Source organism: Flavobacterium sp. (assembly GCF_040379285.1).
In the GTDB taxonomy this organism is placed as follows: Bacteria; Bacteroidota; Bacteroidia; order Flavobacteriales; family Flavobacteriaceae; genus Flavobacterium.
On the sequence record NZ_JBEILJ010000001.1, the window covers coordinates 90,746 to 109,810 of the forward strand.

Annotated in this window: 20 protein-coding genes; 11 read left to right on the plus strand and 9 right to left on the minus strand. The window is 41.7% G+C overall.

The genetic code is table 11. The features are described 5' to 3' along the window. The first annotated feature begins 483 nt into the window (after nucleotides 1–483). Entirely contained in the window at nucleotides 484–3,327 is a 2,844-nt protein-coding gene (gene gcvP, locus ABWO12_RS00490) for an aminomethyl-transferring glycine dehydrogenase (RefSeq protein WP_353086253.1), read from the plus strand. A 58-nt stretch (nucleotides 3,328–3,385) separates the two neighbouring features. Here gcvP and ABWO12_RS00495 read toward each other — a convergent pair whose 3' ends face one another. Both ABWO12_RS00495 and ABWO12_RS00500 read right to left on the minus strand, forming a co-directional pair. Beyond that, the gene (locus ABWO12_RS00495; protein WP_353086255.1) at nucleotides 3,386–3,775 is read right to left on the minus strand and encodes a hypothetical protein; all 390 of its coding nucleotides are present in this window, start codon (nucleotides 3,773–3,775) and stop codon (nucleotides 3,386–3,388) included. A 10-nt stretch (nucleotides 3,776–3,785) separates the two neighbouring features. Continuing rightward, complete coding sequence (locus tag ABWO12_RS00500; RefSeq protein WP_353086304.1) at nucleotides 3,786–4,127, minus strand: DUF1801 domain-containing protein; 342 nt, start codon at nucleotides 4,125–4,127, stop codon at nucleotides 3,786–3,788. A gap of 138 nt (nucleotides 4,128–4,265) precedes the next feature. Here ABWO12_RS00500 and ABWO12_RS00505 point away from each other — a divergent pair, with 138 nt between their 5' ends. From ABWO12_RS00505 to ABWO12_RS00525, 5 genes are read left to right on the plus strand one after another with little or no spacing between them, the layout of a single operon-like run. Beyond that, on the plus strand, nucleotides 4,266–4,595 hold the full coding sequence (locus tag ABWO12_RS00505; RefSeq protein WP_353086256.1) for an ArsR/SmtB family transcription factor: 330 nt from the start codon (nucleotides 4,266–4,268) through the stop codon (nucleotides 4,593–4,595). A 17-nt stretch (nucleotides 4,596–4,612) separates the two neighbouring features. Beyond that, nucleotides 4,613–5,077, plus strand: coding sequence for a DUF6428 family protein (locus ABWO12_RS00510; RefSeq protein WP_353086258.1), 465 nt, complete (start codon nucleotides 4,613–4,615; stop codon nucleotides 5,075–5,077). An 11-nt stretch (nucleotides 5,078–5,088) separates the two neighbouring features. Beyond that, the gene (locus tag ABWO12_RS00515; protein ID WP_353086260.1) at nucleotides 5,089–5,718 is read left to right on the plus strand and encodes a low molecular weight phosphatase family protein; all 630 of its coding nucleotides are present in this window, start codon (nucleotides 5,089–5,091) and stop codon (nucleotides 5,716–5,718) included. Next, entirely contained in the window at nucleotides 5,715–6,779 is a 1,065-nt protein-coding gene (gene arsB, locus ABWO12_RS00520; RefSeq protein WP_353086262.1) for an ACR3 family arsenite efflux transporter, read from the plus strand. Before ABWO12_RS00515 ends, arsB begins: the two co-directional genes overlap by 4 nt. Nucleotides 6,780–6,821: 42 nt before the next feature. Next, nucleotides 6,822–7,205, plus strand: coding sequence for a group III truncated hemoglobin (locus ABWO12_RS00525; protein WP_353086263.1), 384 nt, complete (start codon nucleotides 6,822–6,824; stop codon nucleotides 7,203–7,205). Nucleotides 7,206–7,247: 42 nt separating this feature from the next. Here ABWO12_RS00525 and ABWO12_RS00530 read toward each other — a convergent pair whose 3' ends face one another. The 3 genes from ABWO12_RS00530 to ABWO12_RS00540 are packed head-to-tail and all read right to left on the minus strand — an operon-like array spanning nucleotide 7,248 to nucleotide 8,344. Then, nucleotides 7,248–7,409, minus strand: a complete 162-nt coding sequence (locus ABWO12_RS00530; RefSeq protein ID WP_353086306.1) for a T9SS type A sorting domain-containing protein — start codon at nucleotides 7,407–7,409, stop codon at nucleotides 7,248–7,250. After that, entirely contained in the window at nucleotides 7,333–8,088 is a 756-nt protein-coding gene (locus ABWO12_RS00535; protein WP_353086265.1) for a hypothetical protein, read from the minus strand. Before ABWO12_RS00535 ends, ABWO12_RS00530 begins: the two co-directional genes overlap by 77 nt. After that, complete coding sequence (locus ABWO12_RS00540; protein WP_353086267.1) at nucleotides 8,075–8,344, minus strand: hypothetical protein; 270 nt, start codon at nucleotides 8,342–8,344, stop codon at nucleotides 8,075–8,077. The genes ABWO12_RS00535 and ABWO12_RS00540 overlap by 14 nt, the downstream gene beginning before the upstream one ends. Nucleotides 8,345–8,520: 176 nt before the next feature. On the opposite strand from ABWO12_RS00540, the gene ABWO12_RS00545 reads away from it, so the two are divergent. From ABWO12_RS00545 to ABWO12_RS00565, 5 genes are all read left to right on the plus strand, one after another. Continuing rightward, nucleotides 8,521–9,579, plus strand: coding sequence for a 3-oxoacyl-ACP synthase III family protein (locus ABWO12_RS00545; protein ID WP_353086269.1), 1,059 nt, complete (start codon nucleotides 8,521–8,523; stop codon nucleotides 9,577–9,579). A gap of 292 nt (nucleotides 9,580–9,871) precedes the next feature. Continuing rightward, entirely contained in the window at nucleotides 9,872–10,399 is a 528-nt protein-coding gene (locus ABWO12_RS00550; RefSeq protein ID WP_353086270.1) for a class I SAM-dependent methyltransferase, read from the plus strand. A gap of 12 nt (nucleotides 10,400–10,411) precedes the next feature. Then, the gene (locus ABWO12_RS00555) at nucleotides 10,412–11,272 is read left to right on the plus strand and encodes a glycosyltransferase family 2 protein (protein ID WP_353086308.1); all 861 of its coding nucleotides are present in this window, start codon (nucleotides 10,412–10,414) and stop codon (nucleotides 11,270–11,272) included. A gap of 167 nt (nucleotides 11,273–11,439) precedes the next feature. Then, the gene (locus ABWO12_RS00560; protein WP_353086272.1) at nucleotides 11,440–12,180 is read left to right on the plus strand and encodes an MlaE family ABC transporter permease; all 741 of its coding nucleotides are present in this window, start codon (nucleotides 11,440–11,442) and stop codon (nucleotides 12,178–12,180) included. Further along, nucleotides 12,177–12,944: an ABC transporter ATP-binding protein gene (locus ABWO12_RS00565; RefSeq protein ID WP_353086274.1), complete on the plus strand. Its 768-nt coding sequence runs from the start codon at nucleotides 12,177–12,179 to the stop codon at nucleotides 12,942–12,944. Before ABWO12_RS00560 ends, ABWO12_RS00565 begins: the two co-directional genes overlap by 4 nt. Here ABWO12_RS00565 and ABWO12_RS00570 read toward each other — a convergent pair. The 4 genes from ABWO12_RS00570 to ABWO12_RS00585 all read right to left on the minus strand — a co-directional run bounded on the left by ABWO12_RS00570 (nucleotide 12,941) and on the right by ABWO12_RS00585 (nucleotide 18,993). Further along, a complete protein-coding gene (locus tag ABWO12_RS00570; protein ID WP_353086276.1) occupies nucleotides 12,941–16,720 on the minus strand; it encodes a T9SS type B sorting domain-containing protein in 3,780 nt (1,259 codons plus the stop codon). The genes ABWO12_RS00565 and ABWO12_RS00570 overlap by 4 nt on opposite strands. Nucleotides 16,721–16,832: 112 nt before the next feature. Continuing rightward, complete coding sequence (locus ABWO12_RS00575) at nucleotides 16,833–17,894, minus strand: mannose-1-phosphate guanylyltransferase (RefSeq protein ID WP_353086278.1); 1,062 nt, start codon at nucleotides 17,892–17,894, stop codon at nucleotides 16,833–16,835. Nucleotides 17,895–18,002: 108 nt separating this feature from the next. After that, complete coding sequence (locus tag ABWO12_RS00580; protein WP_353086309.1) at nucleotides 18,003–18,566, minus strand: SprT-like domain-containing protein; 564 nt, start codon at nucleotides 18,564–18,566, stop codon at nucleotides 18,003–18,005. Between the two features lie 61 nt (nucleotides 18,567–18,627). Next, the gene (locus ABWO12_RS00585) at nucleotides 18,628–18,993 is read right to left on the minus strand and encodes a four helix bundle protein (RefSeq protein ID WP_353086279.1); all 366 of its coding nucleotides are present in this window, start codon (nucleotides 18,991–18,993) and stop codon (nucleotides 18,628–18,630) included. Nucleotides 18,994–19,065 lie beyond the last annotated feature (72 nt).

Genomic DNA, 19,065 nt, shown 5'->3' on the forward strand with positions numbered 1-19,065 from the left:
ACGACTAGGCTTTCTTAAATCTCGGTTGGTAACATGAAAAAAACCAAGAGAAAAAAGAGGCTCGCCATTAGAGTTATGGCAAAAATAAACCGATGCAATAAGAGCTTTGGAATTTGAAAACACCAAATTTTTATATACTTCAATATATTATAAACTACAAGAGTCCCAAGAACCATTAATCCAATATACTTTTGGTCCATTGGCAGATTTAGTTGCTTGTATGTTAATAGAGTTAAACAGCCCACGGCGAGCGCAACATGCAAAGAAGCGTTCAAGTATAAGGTGATAATTGTTCTCCATAAAACCATATTTCAAAAGTAAAGTATCTTGTTAATAACCCCTCTTTTGGTTGAAAAATTCTAAAAATATTAGCAACTGTGCGCTATTAACATAAAGGTATAATAAGTACTTTTGTTAGCGATTTTTAAAATCGAAAAAACAACACACAACATACAACAAACTGACGCTTTATCACACTACGCAATGAGAACAGATTTATTTGCATCCCGGCACATTGGACCACGTGAATCCGACTTGAACCTTATGTACCAAACCATCGGTGTAGCCGACATGGACCAACTGATTTACGAAACTTTACCGGATGAAATTCGATTAAAGCAACCGTTAGCGTTGGAACCTGCGCTTTCCGAACATGAGTATTTGAACCATATTACGGCTTTAGGTAAAAAAAATAAAGTATTTCAATCGTATATCGGATTGGGATACCACCCCACCGTGATCCCTGCGGTAATTCAACGTAATATTTTTGAAAATCCAGGATGGTATACGGCTTATACGCCTTACCAAGCGGAGATTGCACAAGGTCGTTTGGAGGCTATCTTGAATTTCCAAACCATGGTTATCGAACTTTCGGGAATGGAAATCGCCAATGCTTCGCTGCTCGATGAAGGGACAGCAGCTGCCGAAGCTATGGCGCTCTTGTTTGATGTGCGTACCCGCGATCAGAAGAAAAATAATGCGCACAAATTCTTTGTTTCCGAAGATATCCTTCCCCAAACCTTATCGGTTTTACAAACCCGTTCAACCCCTATTGGCATTGAATTGGTCGTAGGAAATCACGAAACCGCAACACTTGACGCGGAGTATTTTGGGGCTATTTTACAATATCCTGGGAAATACGGCCAAATCAACGACTACACGGCTTTTGTAGCGCAAGCCAAAGCTTTGGACATTAAAGTTGCCGTTGCAGCCGATATCTTGTCACTTGCTGCACTTACGCCTCCCGGAGAATGGGGTGCTGATGTTGTGGTGGGAACTACCCAGCGTTTTGGTATTCCTATGGGATATGGCGGACCGCATGCTGGTTTTTTTGCCACCAAAGAAGAATACAAACGCTCGATGCCAGGACGTATTATTGGGGTAACCATTGACGTCAATGGCAACCGTGCTTTGCGGATGGCTTTGCAAACGCGTGAGCAACATATTAAACGTGAAAAAGCGACTTCCAATATTTGTACCGCTCAAGTATTGTTGGCGGTTATGGCAGGGATGTATGCCGTATTTCACGGTCCTAAAGGCCTTCAATACATTGCGCATAAAGTTCACGCGAGTGCCGTTACCCTTACCGATGCCTTAAACCAGCTTGGTGTGTATCAAACCAACACCGCCTTCTTTGACACTATCGTGGTGAAAGCGGATGCCGCTAAAGTTCGCCCAATCGCAGAACAACACGAAATCAACTTCTATTATATTGACGGTGAAACTATTTCGATTGCACTCAATGAAACGACATCCGTGGCGCATTTGAACCAAATCGTCCAGGTTTTTGCTACAGCACTTGGAAAATCTCCAGTGACGATAACCGAACTTAGCGCACAAACCCAAATTCCTACCTCCTTCGAACGCCAATCAACGTTCTTGCAACACGAGGTATTCAACAGCTACCACTCGGAAAGTCAGTTGATGCGCTATATTAAAAAATTAGAGCGCAAAGATTTATCCTTAAACCACTCGATGATTTCCTTGGGTTCGTGTACCATGAAACTGAATGCGGCAGCTGAAATGCTTCCGTTATCGCAAGCCCAATGGAACAGCATCCACCCCTTTGCACCGCTCGACCAAGCGGAAGGATATCAAATCATGTTGAAAAAACTGGAACATCAATTGAATGTAGTTACCGGTTTTGCGGGAACAACGTTACAACCCAATTCAGGAGCACAAGGAGAATACGCTGGATTGATGGCCATTCGCGCCTACCATTTATCGCGTGGCGACCATCACCGTACAGTGTGTTTGATTCCGTCTTCTGCGCACGGAACGAATCCCGCTTCTGCGGCGATGGCCGGAATGGAGATCATTGTGACCAAAACCACTCCCGAAGGAAATATCGACGTAGAAGATTTGCGTGCTCGTGCCATCGAAAACAAAGACCGTTTGTCGGCTTTGATGGTGACGTATCCTTCTACACATGGTGTGTTTGAGAGTTCGATTATCGAAATTACCAATATTATTCATGAAAATGGCGGTTTGGTCTATATGGATGGCGCCAACATGAATGCCCAAGTAGGTTTAACCAATCCAGCGACCATTGGAGCGGATGTGTGCCACTTGAACTTACACAAAACCTTCTCTATTCCTCACGGCGGTGGTGGTCCTGGTGTGGGTCCTATTTGTGTGAATGAAAAATTGGTTCCCTTTTTACCTACGAATCCAATTATCCCAACCGGTGGTGATCAAGCGATTACCGCTATTTCAGCGGCACCTTTCGGATCGGCTTTGGTGTGTTTAATCTCGTATGGCTACATCATGATGATGGGATCGGAAGGATTGACCAATGCGACAAAATATGCCATTTTGAATGCTAATTATATGAAGGCCCGTTTGGAAAGCCACTACCCTGTATTGTATTCAGGTGAATGTGGACGTGCCGCTCACGAGATGATTTTGGATTGTCGTGAGTTCAAACAAAAAGGCATTGAAGTAACTGATATCGCCAAACGTTTGATGGATTATGGTTTCCATGCACCTACTGTTTCCTTCCCTGTTGCTGGAACGTTAATGGTAGAGCCTACCGAATCGGAAGATTTGGCCGAATTGGATCGTTTTTGTGATGCCATGATTGCCATTCGCAAAGAGATTGAAGCCGCTTCTGCTGAGGAACCGAACAATGTTTTGAAAAATGCTCCACACACTTTAGCTATGTTAACAGCCAACGACTGGAACTTCCCGTATACGCGAGAAGCGGCAGCATTCCCCTTGGAGTATTTGCATGACAACAAATTCTGGCCTAGCGTTCGTCGTGTAGATGATGCGTATGGCGACCGTAATTTGGTTTGTTCATGTGCACCGATTGAGGCGTATATGTAAGATTAGACGTTAGTCTTTAGACTTTAGAATAAAAAACCGCTTTTTACGAGCGGTTTTTTTATGGTTTTATTCTCGATTGCAAGGCATCAAAATAGGCTTTCATTTCCAGTTGGGCCGTTTTGTCGATTATATTCGTATCAATCACTAGGGTGGTATGCTTTGCTTTGATGGTATAATCCCCTGCAAAATACTTTAGCGATAGAATTTCATTTACAGGAATGATCTTTTTATGAAAAAAACCGAAGTATTCGATGGATTCGGAGTGGAGTTTGACCAAAATCTTGTTTTTGGAATAAAAATACTGCCCGACATAAAGCACACCTATACCTGATAAGCCCGCAAGGTAGGAACTCCCTTCTGTAAAAAATGAAGTAAAACCGAGAGCGATATACCCTATTCCGAGGTATAACGAACGCTTTAAATAACGTTGGTTAAGAAGAATATTCATTGTATTTACCTTATTTTAAACGTACCAATACTCCCTTTCGCTTCACCAAATTTTTATAATCCCATTGAATGACTTGAGCCTTTTGCAACCAACGCTCGAGTGCAACGGTATCGATTTGTGAAACATCTGTATAAAAAATCGAAGCCTCTTTAAATTTTTCTCCACAAATGTTCAAGACGGGTTCTTCAAAATCTTGCCCACTCCAGAACATCAAACGAATACCGCTTTTCTGTTGACTATACCCTACAATTGGATTGCCGTCCAAAAACCAAACGGGATGCGCATGCCATAGTTTTGACTCAGCTTCCGACAATTTAGATTGAATAATCGCACTGAGTTGCTCACAAATTATCGAGTAATCTGCCTCTTGTTATTGATTATAAGCGATAATAGAATCGTGTACCATACTTATTTTAAAAAATAAAAGTAAGAAAATAGTTGAGATATTTCTTTTTATCGTAATATTGCAATATAATTATATATAAAAACAATGGGCGTTACCAAAACCGAACATTTCACCGAGGCACAAAATGCTACAGCACTTCAACTAAAAGCTTTAGCACATCCAGCACGAATAGCCATTATGGAGTATTTATGTGAAGTTAATTCTTGTATTTGTGGAGACATAGTCAACGAATTACCCTTGTCCCAACCGACGATTTCCCAACATTTGAAAGAATTGAAAAACGCCGGTCTCATCAAAGGTAAGGTTGAAGGTACCGCCATTTGCTATTGTATTGATGAAAAAGGGATCGCACAATTACAATCCTACTTCAATCAATTTGCCACACGTCTACACGACAAAAAACAATGTTGTTAATTTAACATGTAATTCGTATGAAACTATCTGTATTACAAAATCATTTACAATCAGTAACCAACATCCAATTTCAATTGCCTAATGGACAACGGGTACCGGAGCATTTTCACATAACCGAAGCGGGCCTTACTATCAAACGCTTTATCGATTGTGGTGGCACTTTTCGCACCGAAAAAACAATCAGCATGCAAGTTTGGGTCGCTGAAGATGTGAATCACCGACTGACTCCAACGAAACTATTGGGCATTTTGAAAAAAGCCGAACTATTATACCAAGAAGAAGATTTGGAGGTTGAAGTCGAATACCAAGAAACAACCATTAGTCGGTATGGTTTGACCTTTGAAGTGGGTATTTTTCGCTTCGAACCCAAATTCACCGATTGTTTAGCCAAAGACCATTGCGGAATTCCAGAAAATCAGATGCCTCAAAAAAAAGAAACTTCGGTAACGACTTCTTGCACTCCTGGAGGAGGTTGTTGTTAATTTTTTGACAGATGAAAAACGAACTTTTTCCCGACTTACGCCACTACCTCGAAGCGAGTGATTTTGAGCGTCTCACCCCAGAGCGGTTGTCATTGCTTGAACCTATAATCGCTTTAGGACGCGAGGAATGGGCAGCAGGACGTTCTCTTGTATTGAATTGCATTTGTACCCACAATTCACGGCGCAGCCACCTCACACAGGTTTGGGCACAAGCCGCAGCTGATTATTTCGGTATTCCGCTCACAGCATATTCAGGCGGGACCGAGGCTACTGCGCTTTATCCTGCTATCCTCGAAACACTCCAAGCCGCAGGATTTCATTGCCAGACCTTAGCGAAAGGAGAGAATCCGATTTACGCCCTCCGCACAGGTCCAAACACCATCCCCATTATTGGATTTTCAAAACGGTACGAGCACCCATTCAATCCCCAATCTGGATTTATCGCTTTGATGACTTGTTCGAGTGCCGACGAAGGCTGTCCTATTGTTCTTGGAGCGAAAGCCCGTTTTCCACTTCGTTATATCGATCCGAAACACGCCGACGGAACGCCAGAACAAGCAGCAGTGTATGCCGAGCGTTGCCGACAAATTGCCACTGAAATGATGTATGTGATGCGTCAAATTCAAACCCCTATAAAATGAGTGCCCAAGATTGTACCCCAGTTGTCAACAGAAAACGACTATCCTTTTTAGACCGTTACCTAACCCTTTGGATTTTTGTAGCCATGGCTTTAGGGGTGAGTTTGGGTCATTTTTACCCCTCCGTGAGTGAAGACATTCAAAACTTATCCCATGGCACAAAAAATATTCCTTTGGCTATTGGATTGATTCTCATGATGTATCCTCCATTGGCTAAAGTAAATTACAGTAAAATGAGACCCGTTTTTAGAAATACCAAAGTACTTTCGGCTTCCTTAATTCTGAATTGGATTGTTGGCCCTGTCCTAATGTTTGCTTTGGCGTTGCTGTTGCTTCCGGATTATCCAGAATACCGTAATGGCTTGATATTAATTGGCTTAGCGCGATGTATCGCCATGGTGGTTGTTTGGAATGATTTGGCCGAAGGAGACCGTGAATACGGCGCCGGACTCATTGCCTTGAACAGTATTTTTCAAGTTCTTTTTTACAGCGTCTATGCCTACCTCTTTTTGGGCGTTTTGCCTCCCTATTTTGGATTACCCGGGATTGAAGTAGATTTATCCATAGGTGTCATCGCTGAAAGTGTCGGTATTTATTTGGGAATTCCATTTTTACTTGGTATAACCTCACGCTATTTTTTGATCCATCAAAAAGGGGAAACTTGGTTTCAAGAACGCTTTGTTCCGTTGATATCACCCTTTACTTTAATTGCTTTGTTGGCAACAATTGTATTGATGTTTAGTTTAAAAGGGCAACTCATTCTTGAAATTCCATGGGATGTTGTGCGTATTGCGGTACCATTGGTGCTGTATTTTGCCATCATGTTTGTGCTCAGTTTTATCATAGGCCGCTACTTTGGTGCCAACTATGCCCAATCGACAGCGGTGGCTTTCACGGCAACGGGCAACAATTTTGAATTGGCGATTGCGGTTGCCATTGGCGTATTTGGATTACACAGTGGAGAAGCTTTTGCGGGTGTCATCGGACCTTTGGTTGAAGTCCCCGCCCTCATAGCTCTAGTCCAACTGGCCTTTTGGTTTCGAAAAAAAGGAGCAACAACCTAATCCTAAGGATTGCTATATTTGTCTACTTAAAACTAAATTCCCGTGACCGACTTACAAACCCAAGAGGATATTTATGTAATTGTAGATGCCTCTTATAAAAAATTATTTGCCGACGCGCGAATCAGTTATATTTTCACCGAAGTGATTCCCGTACATGAAAAACTAGAAGAACATTTACAAATACTAGTACGCTTTTGGTCGCAAGCCTTACTTGGCACAGGGGGTTATTTCAACAATCTTACCCAAATTCACATGGAGGTTGATACCCTTTCGGCCTTGACCAAGGAACATTTTGACATTTGGTTGAACCATTTTGAAGCGGCGATTAATGAAAATTTTGAAGGATTCAATTGTGAACGCATGAAGAATATGGCGCACAATCTATCGACGATAATGCAAATCAAAATCAAACAAAAAAGAGGGTAGCCTAAACAGCCACCCTCTTTTTTTATAACTATACTTTACGGTTTACTTTTTCACAAAAGGACGCACCACCGATTGCGTATCGTCGCTTAAACGAATCCAATACGTACCTTGGGGTAAATTGAACACATCAAGCGAGGCCGCCGTTAATACCCCTTGTCGTACCGTTTGCCCTAATGCATTGACAATTGTATACGGAGTTGAAATCTACTGGAGTGGTCCATGTCAACTCGGTTTGCACCGGATTGGGATACAAACGCAAATCTGCAAGAGCGACTTCAGCAACATTCAAGGCATTATTGTACACACAAACCACAAAATTAGCCGCTGTGGTTAGCGTGGCGTTGACATTAAACACGCGAATCAAATAAGTTGTACCTACCGTCAAATTGGTTAGGTTCACAATCTCAGTAGCACTTGTTCCTGCTTGACTCATACAGTTGATTACCGTACCGGAGCAAGAGGCTTCATACACTTGGAACCCGTGATTCACACCATTACCACCTGTCAATTGAACTGTCATTGTCGATAATGGAGCTACAAACGAATACCACACATCTTGGGAGGCTGAGCTGGCACATGTCGGAGCCGTTGTGCTACGACTTGATCCGCTGAACGTTCCCGAAGTGGCATTACAGGTTAAAGTAGGGGTTAGCGTTACTGCATTGGCGCATTCGTCGTTAGCGGAGGGTGCAAACTCTTGTACACAAATGGTAAATCCAGCGGTAGAAGTCCCACTACTCGCATTCAATACACGCACAAAATAGTTAGTCCCTATGGTAAAAATGTTTCCAAAGTAAGATTCCGTGGAGCCTCCTCCAAACTGTCCAATACAAACCACAGAGGTTCCGGTGCAATTGGCCTCCAATACTTCAAAAAGCCACATTGAGTACGCCTGCTGGGACAACTGTAATACTCATCGTCGCTTGTGTAGCGGTAAAACGGTACCATACATCTTGTGAAGCGGTGGTGGCGCAAGTAGGTTGCGGTGTGGTACGGGTAGCACCGTTAAACGAACCTGAAACCGCATTACAGGTGTTGGCAGGTGTAAGTTCGATCGCGTTGGCACATTCATCATTTTGTGACCAACCGCTTACGATTCCTAGAAAAAGGATAAAAAATAGGCGTAAAATTCTTTCCATTTTTTCAATTTTTGACAAAAAAAATGCGTCTATGTTAAATTTAACTGCTTGATTTTAGGTAAAATGTTAATAAGGGGTATAAAAAATTTTAATTTAATAATTTTATAAAGAAAGGGTAACATCATGGGGTAGAACTCCGTTTCATTTCGTACTTTCGGGTTCGAAAATTGAAGCTCATGGCAATAAAAATTACGGGGTCTGGATGTTATATTCCTACTGAAACAGTCACCAACTTGGATTTCGCCCGCCACCAATTTCTCAACGAAGATGGAACGCCTTTTCCTTACTCAAACGAGGTCGTTGCCGCGAAATTTTTGGAAATAACGGGTATCCAAGAACGGCGGTATGCTTCCAATGATTTGTTGACCTCTGACATTGCAACTATTGCGGCCCAACGGGCTATTGACGATGCGGGTATCGATCCTGAAACCCTAGATTACATCATTTTTGCGCACAATTTTGGCAACGTTAAAAAAGGCGCAATACAAAGCGATATTCTACCCAGTTTGGCTACACGTGTGAAATATGATTTAAAAATCAAGAATCCGAAATGTGTGGCCTACGATATTCTCTTTGGTTGCCCCGGTTGGGTGGAAGGCGTTATTCAAGCCTATGCCTTTATCAAAGCCGGTATGGCTAAAAAATGCTTGGTGATTGGTGCAGAAACTTTATCCCGTGTAGTCGATATTCACGATCGGGATTCGATGATTTATTCCGATGGGGCAGGCGCTACTATCATTGAAGCTACTGATGCGCCAGGTGGAATATTAGCCCATGAGTCGGCTACATTCGCCCATGATGAAGCGTATTATTTATATTTTGGCAATTCCTTTAACAAAGACCATGATCCCGATGTACGCTATATCAAAATGTACGGTCGTAAGATTTATGAATTTGCCTTGAGCAATGTACCCAAAGCAATGGCGGCTTGTTTAGAAAAAAGTGGCGTGGATATCTCGCAAGTCAAAAAAGTTTTAATCCATCAAGCCAATGAAAAAATGGACGAAGCGATCATTCATCGCTTTTTCAAACTTTACAAACAATCACCCCCTGAAGGTGTCATGCCTATGAGTATTAACAAATTGGGGAATAGTAGCGTGGCGACCGTACCCACATTATATGACTTGTTAGTAAAGGGGCAGATTGAAAATCAAGAATTGCATCCCGGTGATGTAGTGATTTTTGCTTCTGTGGGTGCAGGCATGAATATCAATGCGATCATTTACCAAATGTAACCCAACAATTACGAAAATCAGCTGACTTAGGTCCACCACAAACAATATCCTGCGACAAATAGTGAGGCATACAACACCAACAAAGTGATTTCCAAACGGTATTTTGTGAAAAGCTGCATGGTTTATTTTTTGTAAAGGTCTTTATTTTAGTCCACATGAAATACGATTAATACATGAATCCCTAATTTAAATTCGTAAACGGTAGGTTTTAATGTGTATTTGGATGAGCAATTACTACCAAATTTATTTATAATTTTGTCCCGCTTCGTCCTATTGCGAGAAGCCCTTTGGTATGTACGAGAAAACCTATCCCTCCAAACGATTCCGAATCACCCTGGAATTTTTAAAAAAACACATCACAACTACGGAAACCGTTTTTGATTTGGGTGTTCCTAATCCGTTTTCCAAAATCATGGAGGAAAATGGGTATACCGTTCTAAACACCACCGGGGAAGATATTGATATCGATCAATCGGCCTTGCAACAGGCGAATTATTCCGTATTTACTGCGTTTGAAATTTTTGAACACTTACTCAATCCGTTTACGGTGTTGCAACAGGTAAAAGCCGACAAAGTCCTTTTCTCCATTCCGTTACGCCTTTGGTTTTCACCTGCCTATCGCAGCAAAACCGACCTTTGGGATCGGCATTACCATGAGTTTGAAGATTGGCAATTGGACTGGTTGCTTGAAAAAGCGGGATTCACCATAATCGACCGCGTAAAGTTTACCCATCCAGTGAAAAAAATCGGAATTCGTCCATTCTTCCGTTGGTTTACGCCTCGGTATTATTTGGTTTACGCCGAACGAAAAACGTCTTAATCTCCAGTTATGTTGCGGTTTGCGGTCGTTATTCCTACCTACAATGAAGAAACGTTTATCGGACAAACGTTGGCGTCTCTCATGGCCCAGACAAAGCTCCCCGAACAAATTATCGTGGTCAATGACGGCTCCACCGATAACACGGCTGCTATTGTTGAATCGTTAGCCGCCAGGCATTCGCAAATTCAATTGATCCATAAATCCTCGGAAGCCATTCACCTCCCTGGAAGTAAGGTCATTCAAGCGTTTCAGGTAGGGGAAAAAGCACTGACCCTTCCGTATGATGTGATTGCTAAATTTGACGCCGATTTAATTTTTCCTCCCGATTATATCGCCACACTAAACACCCATTTTGAAGCCGATTCGAATGTTGGAATGGTCGGTGGATTTTGTTATATCGAAAAAAATGGGAAATGGGTACTGGAAAATTTAACCGACAAGGACCATATCCGTGGTGCCCTGAAAGCCTACCGCAAAGAAGCCTTTCAGGCGATCGGTGGCCTACGCCCGCAAATGGGTTGGGATACGGTTGACGAATTGTTGTGCCACTTTTACGGTTGGAAAATTATCACTGACAACCGTTTGCATGTAAAACACTTAAAACCCACGGGAGCCAGTTATAACCAAGCCGCACGTTTCAAACAAGGAGAAGCATTTTATACCTTAGGCTATGGATTTTGGATCACTGCGATTGCGGCTTTAAAACTTGCCCAACGCAAACAAAAGCCATTGTTGTTTTGGGATTATCTTCGCGGCTACTGGAAAGCACAAAAAACACAAAAGCCAATGTTGGTTACCCCCGAACAAGCCCGCTTCATACGACGCTATCGTTGGCAAAAAATGCGATCAAAACTGCAAGGTCTTTGGCGTTGAAAAATAGAAATGCTGTCTACAATTGTATTTTGACACAATAACATTACGAGCAAATGTGTTTCTCGTTGAGCCTGTTTCTCTACCAAAGACATCAAAATCCAGCACCCGCGCTATCTTGGTCTTTCAAAAAAATAAGCGTACTTTTGTGACAATCATAAATACAACGGATGCTCCGCTACCTCACACAAATTGGACAATATTTCTTGATGATCAAGGAAGTATTTTCAAAACCTACAAAATGGTCGGTCATGCGCGGTTTGTTGTTTAAAGAAATCGATGATTTGATTATCGACTCTCTAGGGATTGTCTGTTTTATTTCGTTTTTCGTGGGTGGTGTTGTCTCCATCCAAACGGCATTGAACCTAACCAATCCGTTGATTCCAAAATTTCTTATCGGATTTGCAACCCGTCAATCGGTGATTCTCGAATTTGCCCCTACTTTTATTTCCATCATTATGGCAGGTAAAATGGGTTCGTTTATCACCTCGAGTATCGGAACCATGCGGGTTACCGAACAGATTGATGCCTTAGAGGTAATGGGTGTGAATTCGCTAAACTATTTGGTTTTCCCAAAAATAATGGCACTACTACTTTATCCTTTTGTTATTGGAATCGCTATGTTTTTAGGGGTTTTAGGCGGCTGGATGGGTGGCGTTTACGGTGGATTTACCAGTAGCGCACAATTTATTCAAGGGATTCAAACCGATTTCATTCCGTTTCACATTACCTACGCCTTTATCAAAACCTTTGTGTTTGCCTTCCTATTGGCTACCATACCTTCCTTTCACGGCTACTTCATGAAAGGAGGCGCCCTAGAAGTAGGAAAAGCAAGTACGGTTTCCTTTGTGTGGACCTCCGTCGTGATCATTTTGACCAACTATATCCTAACCCAATTACTTTTGGCATGATTGAAGTTAAAGACATCGAGAAATCATTCGGAAGTGCCAAAGTGTTGAAGGGGATTACCACTACATTTGAAACGGGTAAAACCAACCTGATCATTGGACAGAGTGGCTCGGGGAAAACAGTGCTGTTGAAGTCCTTGTTAGGCATTCATCAACCCGATCACGGCATTATTTCTTTTGACGGACGTATTCTTTCCAACATGGATGCCGATGAACGTCGGGCGCTGCGCACCGAAATTGGGATGGTTTTTCAAGGAAGCGCATTATTTGACAGCATGACCGTAGAAGGAAACGTGGCTTTTCCGCTGAAAATGTTTACCAGTAAAACGCCTGCGGAAATTAAAGAACGGGTTGATTTTGTAATCGACCGGGTGAATTTAGTCAACGCCCACCATAAAAAACCTTCAGAGTTATCGGGGGGAATGCAAAAGCGGGTGGCTATCGCCCGAGCCATTGTGAATAATCCACGCTATTTGTTTTGTGACGAACCCAATTCGGGACTTGATCCAAAAACCTCTATCGTCATTGACAACTTGATTCATGAAATTACCGTTGAATACAATATCACTACGGTAATAAATACCCATGACATGAATTCGGTAATGGAAATTGGAGAAAAAATTGTCTTCCTCAAAGAAGGAATTTTAGCTTGGGAAGGCTCCAAAAAAGAAATTTTCAAAACCGATAACGAAGCGGTAACCGATTTTGTTTACTCTTCCAATTTGTTTAAAAAAATTCGCAAAGCACAAAACCGCGACGATAGTTAACGACCCGAGGTAAGCAACACCCACCCTTGTTTCTCTGTTCCATTGCGTAAAAACACCAAATAGTAATACACCCCATCTGGCAAGAGTCCGCCGTTTTCATTTTGCCCACGCCAACTGTTGAGGTAATTTCGCTCTGCAAACACACACCGTCCCCAACGGTTATATACTTCAAAGCGATTGACATCCAATCCTGTTAAATTAAAACTGTCGTTGTCACCATCATCGTTGGGTGTAATTACATTAGGAAATGCACAAAATGTATTGAGCATTTCAAAAGAAACGGAAGTGGTACAAAGGCCATTTAACGTCACCGCTGCCGTGTACGTTCCCGCGGGTTGTCCCGTTAAATCAACCATTGAAGTATTCGCTTGAAATCCGCCAGGCCCCGTCCAAGCTAAGGAAGCATTATCCAAATTGGAAGGCGATTGCGGAACAACTTCAAGGTGTACAGACCCATTCATACAATTAGACACTATAGCAAACTCAGGCAAAGGAGTGACCTCAACTGTTTTCGTCGCTGTCGCTACACACGTATTGCGTTGTACCGTCAACTCGTAGGTTCCTGCCGCATTGGGAGAAGCTGGAAATGGGGGCGGATTGGCACTCGTTGAGGTAAATCCATTGGGCCCAACCCAAAAGTAAGAAGCCCCTGGGATGTTTGGAGCTGAGAGTTCCAACTGACTTCCCGCACACAAGGCAAGGTCAGCAGTAATATTGAGTTCCGGTAGGGGTTCGAAGAATTGTACAACAACCGTTGCGGTATCAAAAGTATTACACAATCCATCTACCCGATATTCAAAAGTATACGAACCAAAAGGCAATCCTTGCGTTGACCAAACCGATCCATTGAGTCCACCGCTACCAGTGATGTCTATCCAAATTCCATACGGTTGGTAATTTCCAGACAAGACGGTAAATAAATCGAGTGTTACGGTTGGCGAACACAAAGCTACTACCCCATCATCCCCTGCAAAAGGGAGCGGCGTGGGCGGAATTACGTATTGCAATACTTGATCGGGACACCCTATTCCGGCAAAAGCGTAAGTGATGCGCACAAAATAGGTTCCCGCATGTACCGCATTAAAAAATGGATTAAAGGGGAGTACTGCACTGGTGCTTAAAATCTGATTTGGATTGTTGGCATTCCACCATTGGTACGTAAATAGTGCATTGTCATCGACTGCTAGTTGCCCAAATTGCCCTTCGCACAAATTGTTAGCTGTAATGGCGGGCGGATTTAATGATCCGAGATTAACCAATCGATTCACAATATTCCCGCATTCGTCTTGCACTCTAAAATTGTAAACCCCAGGGGGCAACCCTGTAAAAATATTGGAACTTCCATTCACCAAAGTAAATGGCTGTCCGTTAAACGATGTAATCGAATAGTAAAGCGGTGCTGCACCTTGCGCAACAATTACCACACGAGGAGTATCGACACAAGGAACGTTGTAAGCATTAATGATTTTCAAATCACCAAAAAAAGAATCTTCCTTCAATGTGGTTACGCAGGTTATAAGATTTGAATTCCCATTATTAAAATAATAATATACTTCCACCACACGGAATTGGCCTGTATAGGCAAAATTTAAATTCATTCCTTGAAAAAGGGGAATCCCATTAAGTGGATTTGGGATGGCTCCACTTACTTGAGGAACACCCGTCCCTGGATGCGTCCACTGCTCTAATGAAGGATTCCATTTTTGCAAATAAAAGACGTGATTAGATAAATTATTGTCTGTAAAAAACAAGCGTACATCAAAAGATCCGCAACGGGGTATTAATGAAATATCACGTTGTACAATCTGATACCCAACCACATTATATTCTTCGGTAAGTTGAATACCACATACATCTTCGGTAACAATCGTATATGTTCCCGCAGGTAATCCATTTAAGTAAAGACGGCCATTGACAATTTGGGCTGTTACATTAAACGGCAAAGCATGTGGGAAACTTGAAGGAGCTGAGATTATTTGAGCAGTCAACAAATCGCCATTCAAAGAGCGCAATGCAATAGAACTCATCCCGAAACCACAACCCGTTAATTCTTGTTTTACCAAAGACAAGATATTCAAAACGGGGACAATTGTGGTGGTTCGCACATAAATACGACCACACACATCAGTAATTGTAAAGGTATAAGTACCTACTGGTAAATTTGGAACTAAGGCATATATACCACTCGCCACTATGAAACTACTGCAATCATAAGGCAATGCCAATGAAAAATTAGCCGGAGCACTAGTCATGATAATGGATTGAAACTGAGAAAAACGAATAGCAATTCCTATTGAACCCAAATTACTCTCACAACCGTTGGGATTTGCTGGAACTATTTGAACTTCCACCGGAGGTGCATCCACCGACAATGTAATTTGAGACATTATGCCACAACTATCAACCACCGTAATTTCATAATCGCCCGGAGGTAATTCATCCTCAAAAACTCCGCCGACAATAACGCCTGAAGCATCCAATGGAAGCTGTTGAGAATATTCAGGGGGGGCCTCTGTAAAGATAATCGACACTACTGGATCACCACTAACTGGCAATGACAACACCCAAGAACACAAAGAAGGCTGATACCCTAAATTGTAATTCATCGGGGGGTCGCTCACCGTAAAAGAATACGTTAACGTTCGGTCACAGCTGTCTGTTAATACGACCGTATAATTGCCATTAGGTATGGGACTTGTGGTTGTAGCTGCAAATGAAACCGTTGTATCATTGTAAGGCCCAGGATATATGGAACTCAACTGAGACGCATTAAATCCTTGGGGGGCTTGGGTAAAATTTAAGGTATACGGCGGAAGAAATAAACAAGGATTGACCTGTAAAACGCGGAAACAATTGTCTTTAAAACTAGATACCGAAATAATAGGCTGCGAAATATAGTTGATCGGTCCAAAGGAACGGACAATCCCACAAGCATCGGTAATCACTACTGTATATGTACTGTTGTTTGTATTAAACAAAGGCATTTGTACAGGGACAGCTACCGAAAGAGGGCCTCCCGAAGAAACCGTTTGCGTCCAGGATAACGAATTTTGATCGGTTGCCTGTGCCGTAAATACCAACTCCAATGGATAGCGTAATGGAATCGTGGGATCATCAGTCAGAAGTGTTAGCGTAGCCGCCCCCGTAGTACAAGAGTTTAATACACAATCCAACACCAAACTTCCTACCACTACATTGGGAGGATTCTCATAAAAAACGGTATACGTTCGTACAATAGCATCATTGCAATTGTCATTCACCCGAAACAAATAGGTCCCCGGCGGTAAATTAAAAAACTGATTGGAAGTCTGCGGGGGATAGGTCACCGGACCCGAAATAATTTCATAAGTAATGGGTTGCCCAACCGTAACATCAATCGTCACATCAGCATTGAAACAGTTCACTTGTTGCCCCGAAATTTGATATGACAAGACAGTACGTTCATCAGTAATCGTAACCATTGCTTGCTTACTGTTGCTGGCATTCCCCAAGGTTTGCAAAGCTACCACTTGATACGTTCCAGCAGTAAGTCCCGTGACTGATAATTGAGACGTAGTAACCACAGGCTGGGTAGTGTTAGGCAAGGCATATACCGAAAAGATTACAGTTGCATTGGGAGTTGTATTGGCCAATTCAAATTGTAAAGTACCATTACCAGTACACGTTTCATTTTGAACCACAACCGATAATGAAAAATCATTCAATTGCGCTTGAGCAAGCTTTGAAAAAAGCATTAGAATGAGTAGGCTGAAATAAAAAAATAACTTATTGCGCATATATATAAAAATTTAGGTAAATTCTATTTACTTTAAAAGTATAAGAATAACCTTATAAAGGTAATAAAATCTAATTGAGAAAACAAACGGATTTTAAAAGGAAAGAAAAAAATTAAATCTCGCTAGCCTTGGCTGTAATTCGTTTGATTTCTTGTTCCTTCCCTTTGGGATAAATCAACAAAACATCGTGATGGTCAACAATGATAAAATCATCCAAACCATCAATGACAATAAGCTTTTTCCCTTCGGCGCGAATAATATTGTTGGAGGCGTTTTCCAAAATTACAGTTGCATTCACCACCGCATTATCTTGAGCATCTTTATCTAATTTTTCATGAAGCGAACCCCAGGTTCCTAAATCGTTCCAGTCAAAAGTGGCGGGCAATACGTAGACGTTTCGGGCATGTTCTAAAATGGCATAATCAATGGAAATGTTTTCTGCATGCGCATAATGTTCCGTTATAAAATCGGATTCATTGGGGGTATTGTACGCTTCCATTCCCGCTGAAAACAAGGCATACATGGCAGGTTGAAAATGCTGAAAAGCTTCAGTTATCGCTTGTACATTCCAAATAAAAATTCCACCGTTCCACAAGTAATTACCCTGCTCCAAAAATTGTTTGGCCGTTTCATAATCGGGTTTTTCGCGAAATTGAACCACTGACTTCACTGCGGCAGTCTCTTTTTGATTGTATTCAATATATCCAAAACCCGTATTGGGGAAAGTGGGTTGAATTCCCAAAGTCATTAGTGCATTTTCTTTTGCACAAAAATCAAAACACTGCTGTAAATTTTGTGTAAACGCTTGTTCATCCTCTATCCAATGATCGCTGGGCGCAACCACGAATACTGCATCAGGATTTTGTTTTTTGATTTTAAATGAAGCATACAAAATACATGGCGCTGTATTGCGCATGGCGGGCTCTAATAGAATTTGCTGGGGTGCTACCTCTGGTAGTTGTTCTAAAACAAGGGCATTGTAACGTGCATTGGTCAATATCAGAATGTTCTCTACGGGAATACTCTTCGACAAACGACTGAACGTTTTTTGAATCAAGGTTTCCCCTGAACCCAACATATCGTGAAATTGCTTCGGAAAATCAGTTGTACTCACAGGCCAAAAACGAGAACCTACCCCGCCTGCCATTATAATCGCGTAATAATTGGAATTCATGTAGCTAAAATTGGTCTACAGTTCTTATCGAACCGTCGATACAAATATATTTAATCCCCATAGGATACGCATAAATATGATTAAAAAAAGATAAAATAATAGAAGGATTTATCCTCCTGGCACTAATTCTACCTCAGCATTGGCATTAAACAAAAACAATTTTCCCGTAGCCAATTCCAAACAAATATACCGTTTCACCCGTAACCCTTGCTTTTGAAAAATCCGACCGTTTTTAAGGCGAAAGCAAGCACCATTAGGCACTTCGTGGATAAAATAGATATCCGATTTACGCTCGTCAAACTGTTTTAACGCAAAAGCCAAACGCGCATCGGTATCACTGGAAGCCGTGGGATTTCGAAAATGTTGGGCTATCAAAGGCAACACTGAGTGTGGAAAAATCTCGGGTCGTATAAACGGTACCATCAACCGCTGAAACGTCATTTTCCACTCGACACCATGAGGTTTTATGTGCCTGCCGTATTGCTCAAAAGCCACCAAATGCGCAATCTCGTGAACCAAGGTGATCAAAAAACGGTACTTATTCAAATTGGCATTCACCGTAATTTCGTGCTTCCCATTGACCGCTTTCCGATAATCACCATGCCTCGTTTGACGCTCATGGACAATCTTCAAATGCACACTATGGGTTTTGATCAACTCAAAACAAGGCATTACAGCATGCTCAGGGAGGTATTTGGCGAGGACTTCCAAAGGAAAAATTATAAGTTATGAATTAAGAGATGAGTTTCAAATTTCGTCTCGTTGTTAAAATAATGCTTCGCAATATCCGAAAAACTTCCTCACAATCCTTATTTAATGAATCAAATTGAACTTCAGATATCCGTTGAGTAGCTACCATTAATTCTAACCAATATTGCGTTTCTGCACATTCTTTTTGAGCAATATGTAGTTTATGAATAAAATCTAATTTCGACTGTGCATTATGGGCTTCTCGCACATTAGCCCCAACAGAAGTAACCGACTTCAAAAACTGTCGTTCCGTTACAAAATCTCTATTGGTAAGCAATACTTGTTGATAAAATTGAACCCCTTTCAGGGCTAACTGAAAGCTTTTTTCTATTATTATACTTTTCTTCATGGCTTTTAAAAATTTGATATTTAATAAATGTATGTACTAGTTATAATTCATAATTCATAATTCATAATTCAA

What these genes read in the sequence shown, in the direction of transcription:
- ABWO12_RS00515 (WP_353086260.1), top strand. Translation starts at nt 5,089, where the DNA reads ATGAAAAACGAACTTTTTCCCGACTTACGCCACTACCTCGAAGCGAGT.
- ABWO12_RS00510 (WP_353086258.1), top strand. Translation starts at nt 4,613, where the DNA reads ATGAAACTATCTGTATTACAAAATCATTTACAATCAGTAACCAACATC.
- ABWO12_RS00505 (WP_353086256.1), top strand. Translation starts at nt 4,266, where the DNA reads ATGGGCGTTACCAAAACCGAACATTTCACCGAGGCACAAAATGCTACA.
- ABWO12_RS00565 (WP_353086274.1), top strand. Translation starts at nt 12,177, where the DNA reads ATGATTGAAGTTAAAGACATCGAGAAATCATTCGGAAGTGCCAAAGTG.
- ABWO12_RS00575 (WP_353086278.1), bottom strand. Translation starts at nt 17,894, where the DNA reads ATGAATTCCAATTATTACGCGATTATAATGGCAGGCGGGGTAGGTTCT.
- ABWO12_RS00560 (WP_353086272.1), top strand. Translation starts at nt 11,440, where the DNA reads ATGCTCCGCTACCTCACACAAATTGGACAATATTTCTTGATGATCAAG.
- ABWO12_RS00585 (WP_353086279.1), bottom strand. Translation starts at nt 18,993, where the DNA reads ATGAAGAAAAGTATAATAATAGAAAAAAGCTTTCAGTTAGCCCTGAAA.
- ABWO12_RS00550 (WP_353086270.1), top strand. Translation starts at nt 9,872, where the DNA reads ATGTACGAGAAAACCTATCCCTCCAAACGATTCCGAATCACCCTGGAA.
- ABWO12_RS00495 (WP_353086255.1), bottom strand. Translation starts at nt 3,775, where the DNA reads ATGAATATTCTTCTTAACCAACGTTATTTAAAGCGTTCGTTATACCTC.
- ABWO12_RS00535 (WP_353086265.1), bottom strand. Translation starts at nt 8,088, where the DNA reads ATGTGGCTTTTTGAAGTATTGGAGGCCAATTGCACCGGAACCTCTGTG.
- gcvP (WP_353086253.1), top strand. Translation starts at nt 484, where the DNA reads ATGAGAACAGATTTATTTGCATCCCGGCACATTGGACCACGTGAATCC.
- arsB (WP_353086262.1), top strand. Translation starts at nt 5,715, where the DNA reads ATGAGTGCCCAAGATTGTACCCCAGTTGTCAACAGAAAACGACTATCC.
- ABWO12_RS00570 (WP_353086276.1), bottom strand. Translation starts at nt 16,720, where the DNA reads ATGCGCAATAAGTTATTTTTTTATTTCAGCCTACTCATTCTAATGCTT.
- ABWO12_RS00580 (WP_353086309.1), bottom strand. Translation starts at nt 18,566, where the DNA reads ATGCCTTGTTTTGAGTTGATCAAAACCCATAGTGTGCATTTGAAGATT.
- ABWO12_RS00540 (WP_353086267.1), bottom strand. Translation starts at nt 8,344, where the DNA reads ATGGAAAGAATTTTACGCCTATTTTTTATCCTTTTTCTAGGAATCGTA.
- ABWO12_RS00545 (WP_353086269.1), top strand. Translation starts at nt 8,521, where the DNA reads ATGGCAATAAAAATTACGGGGTCTGGATGTTATATTCCTACTGAAACA.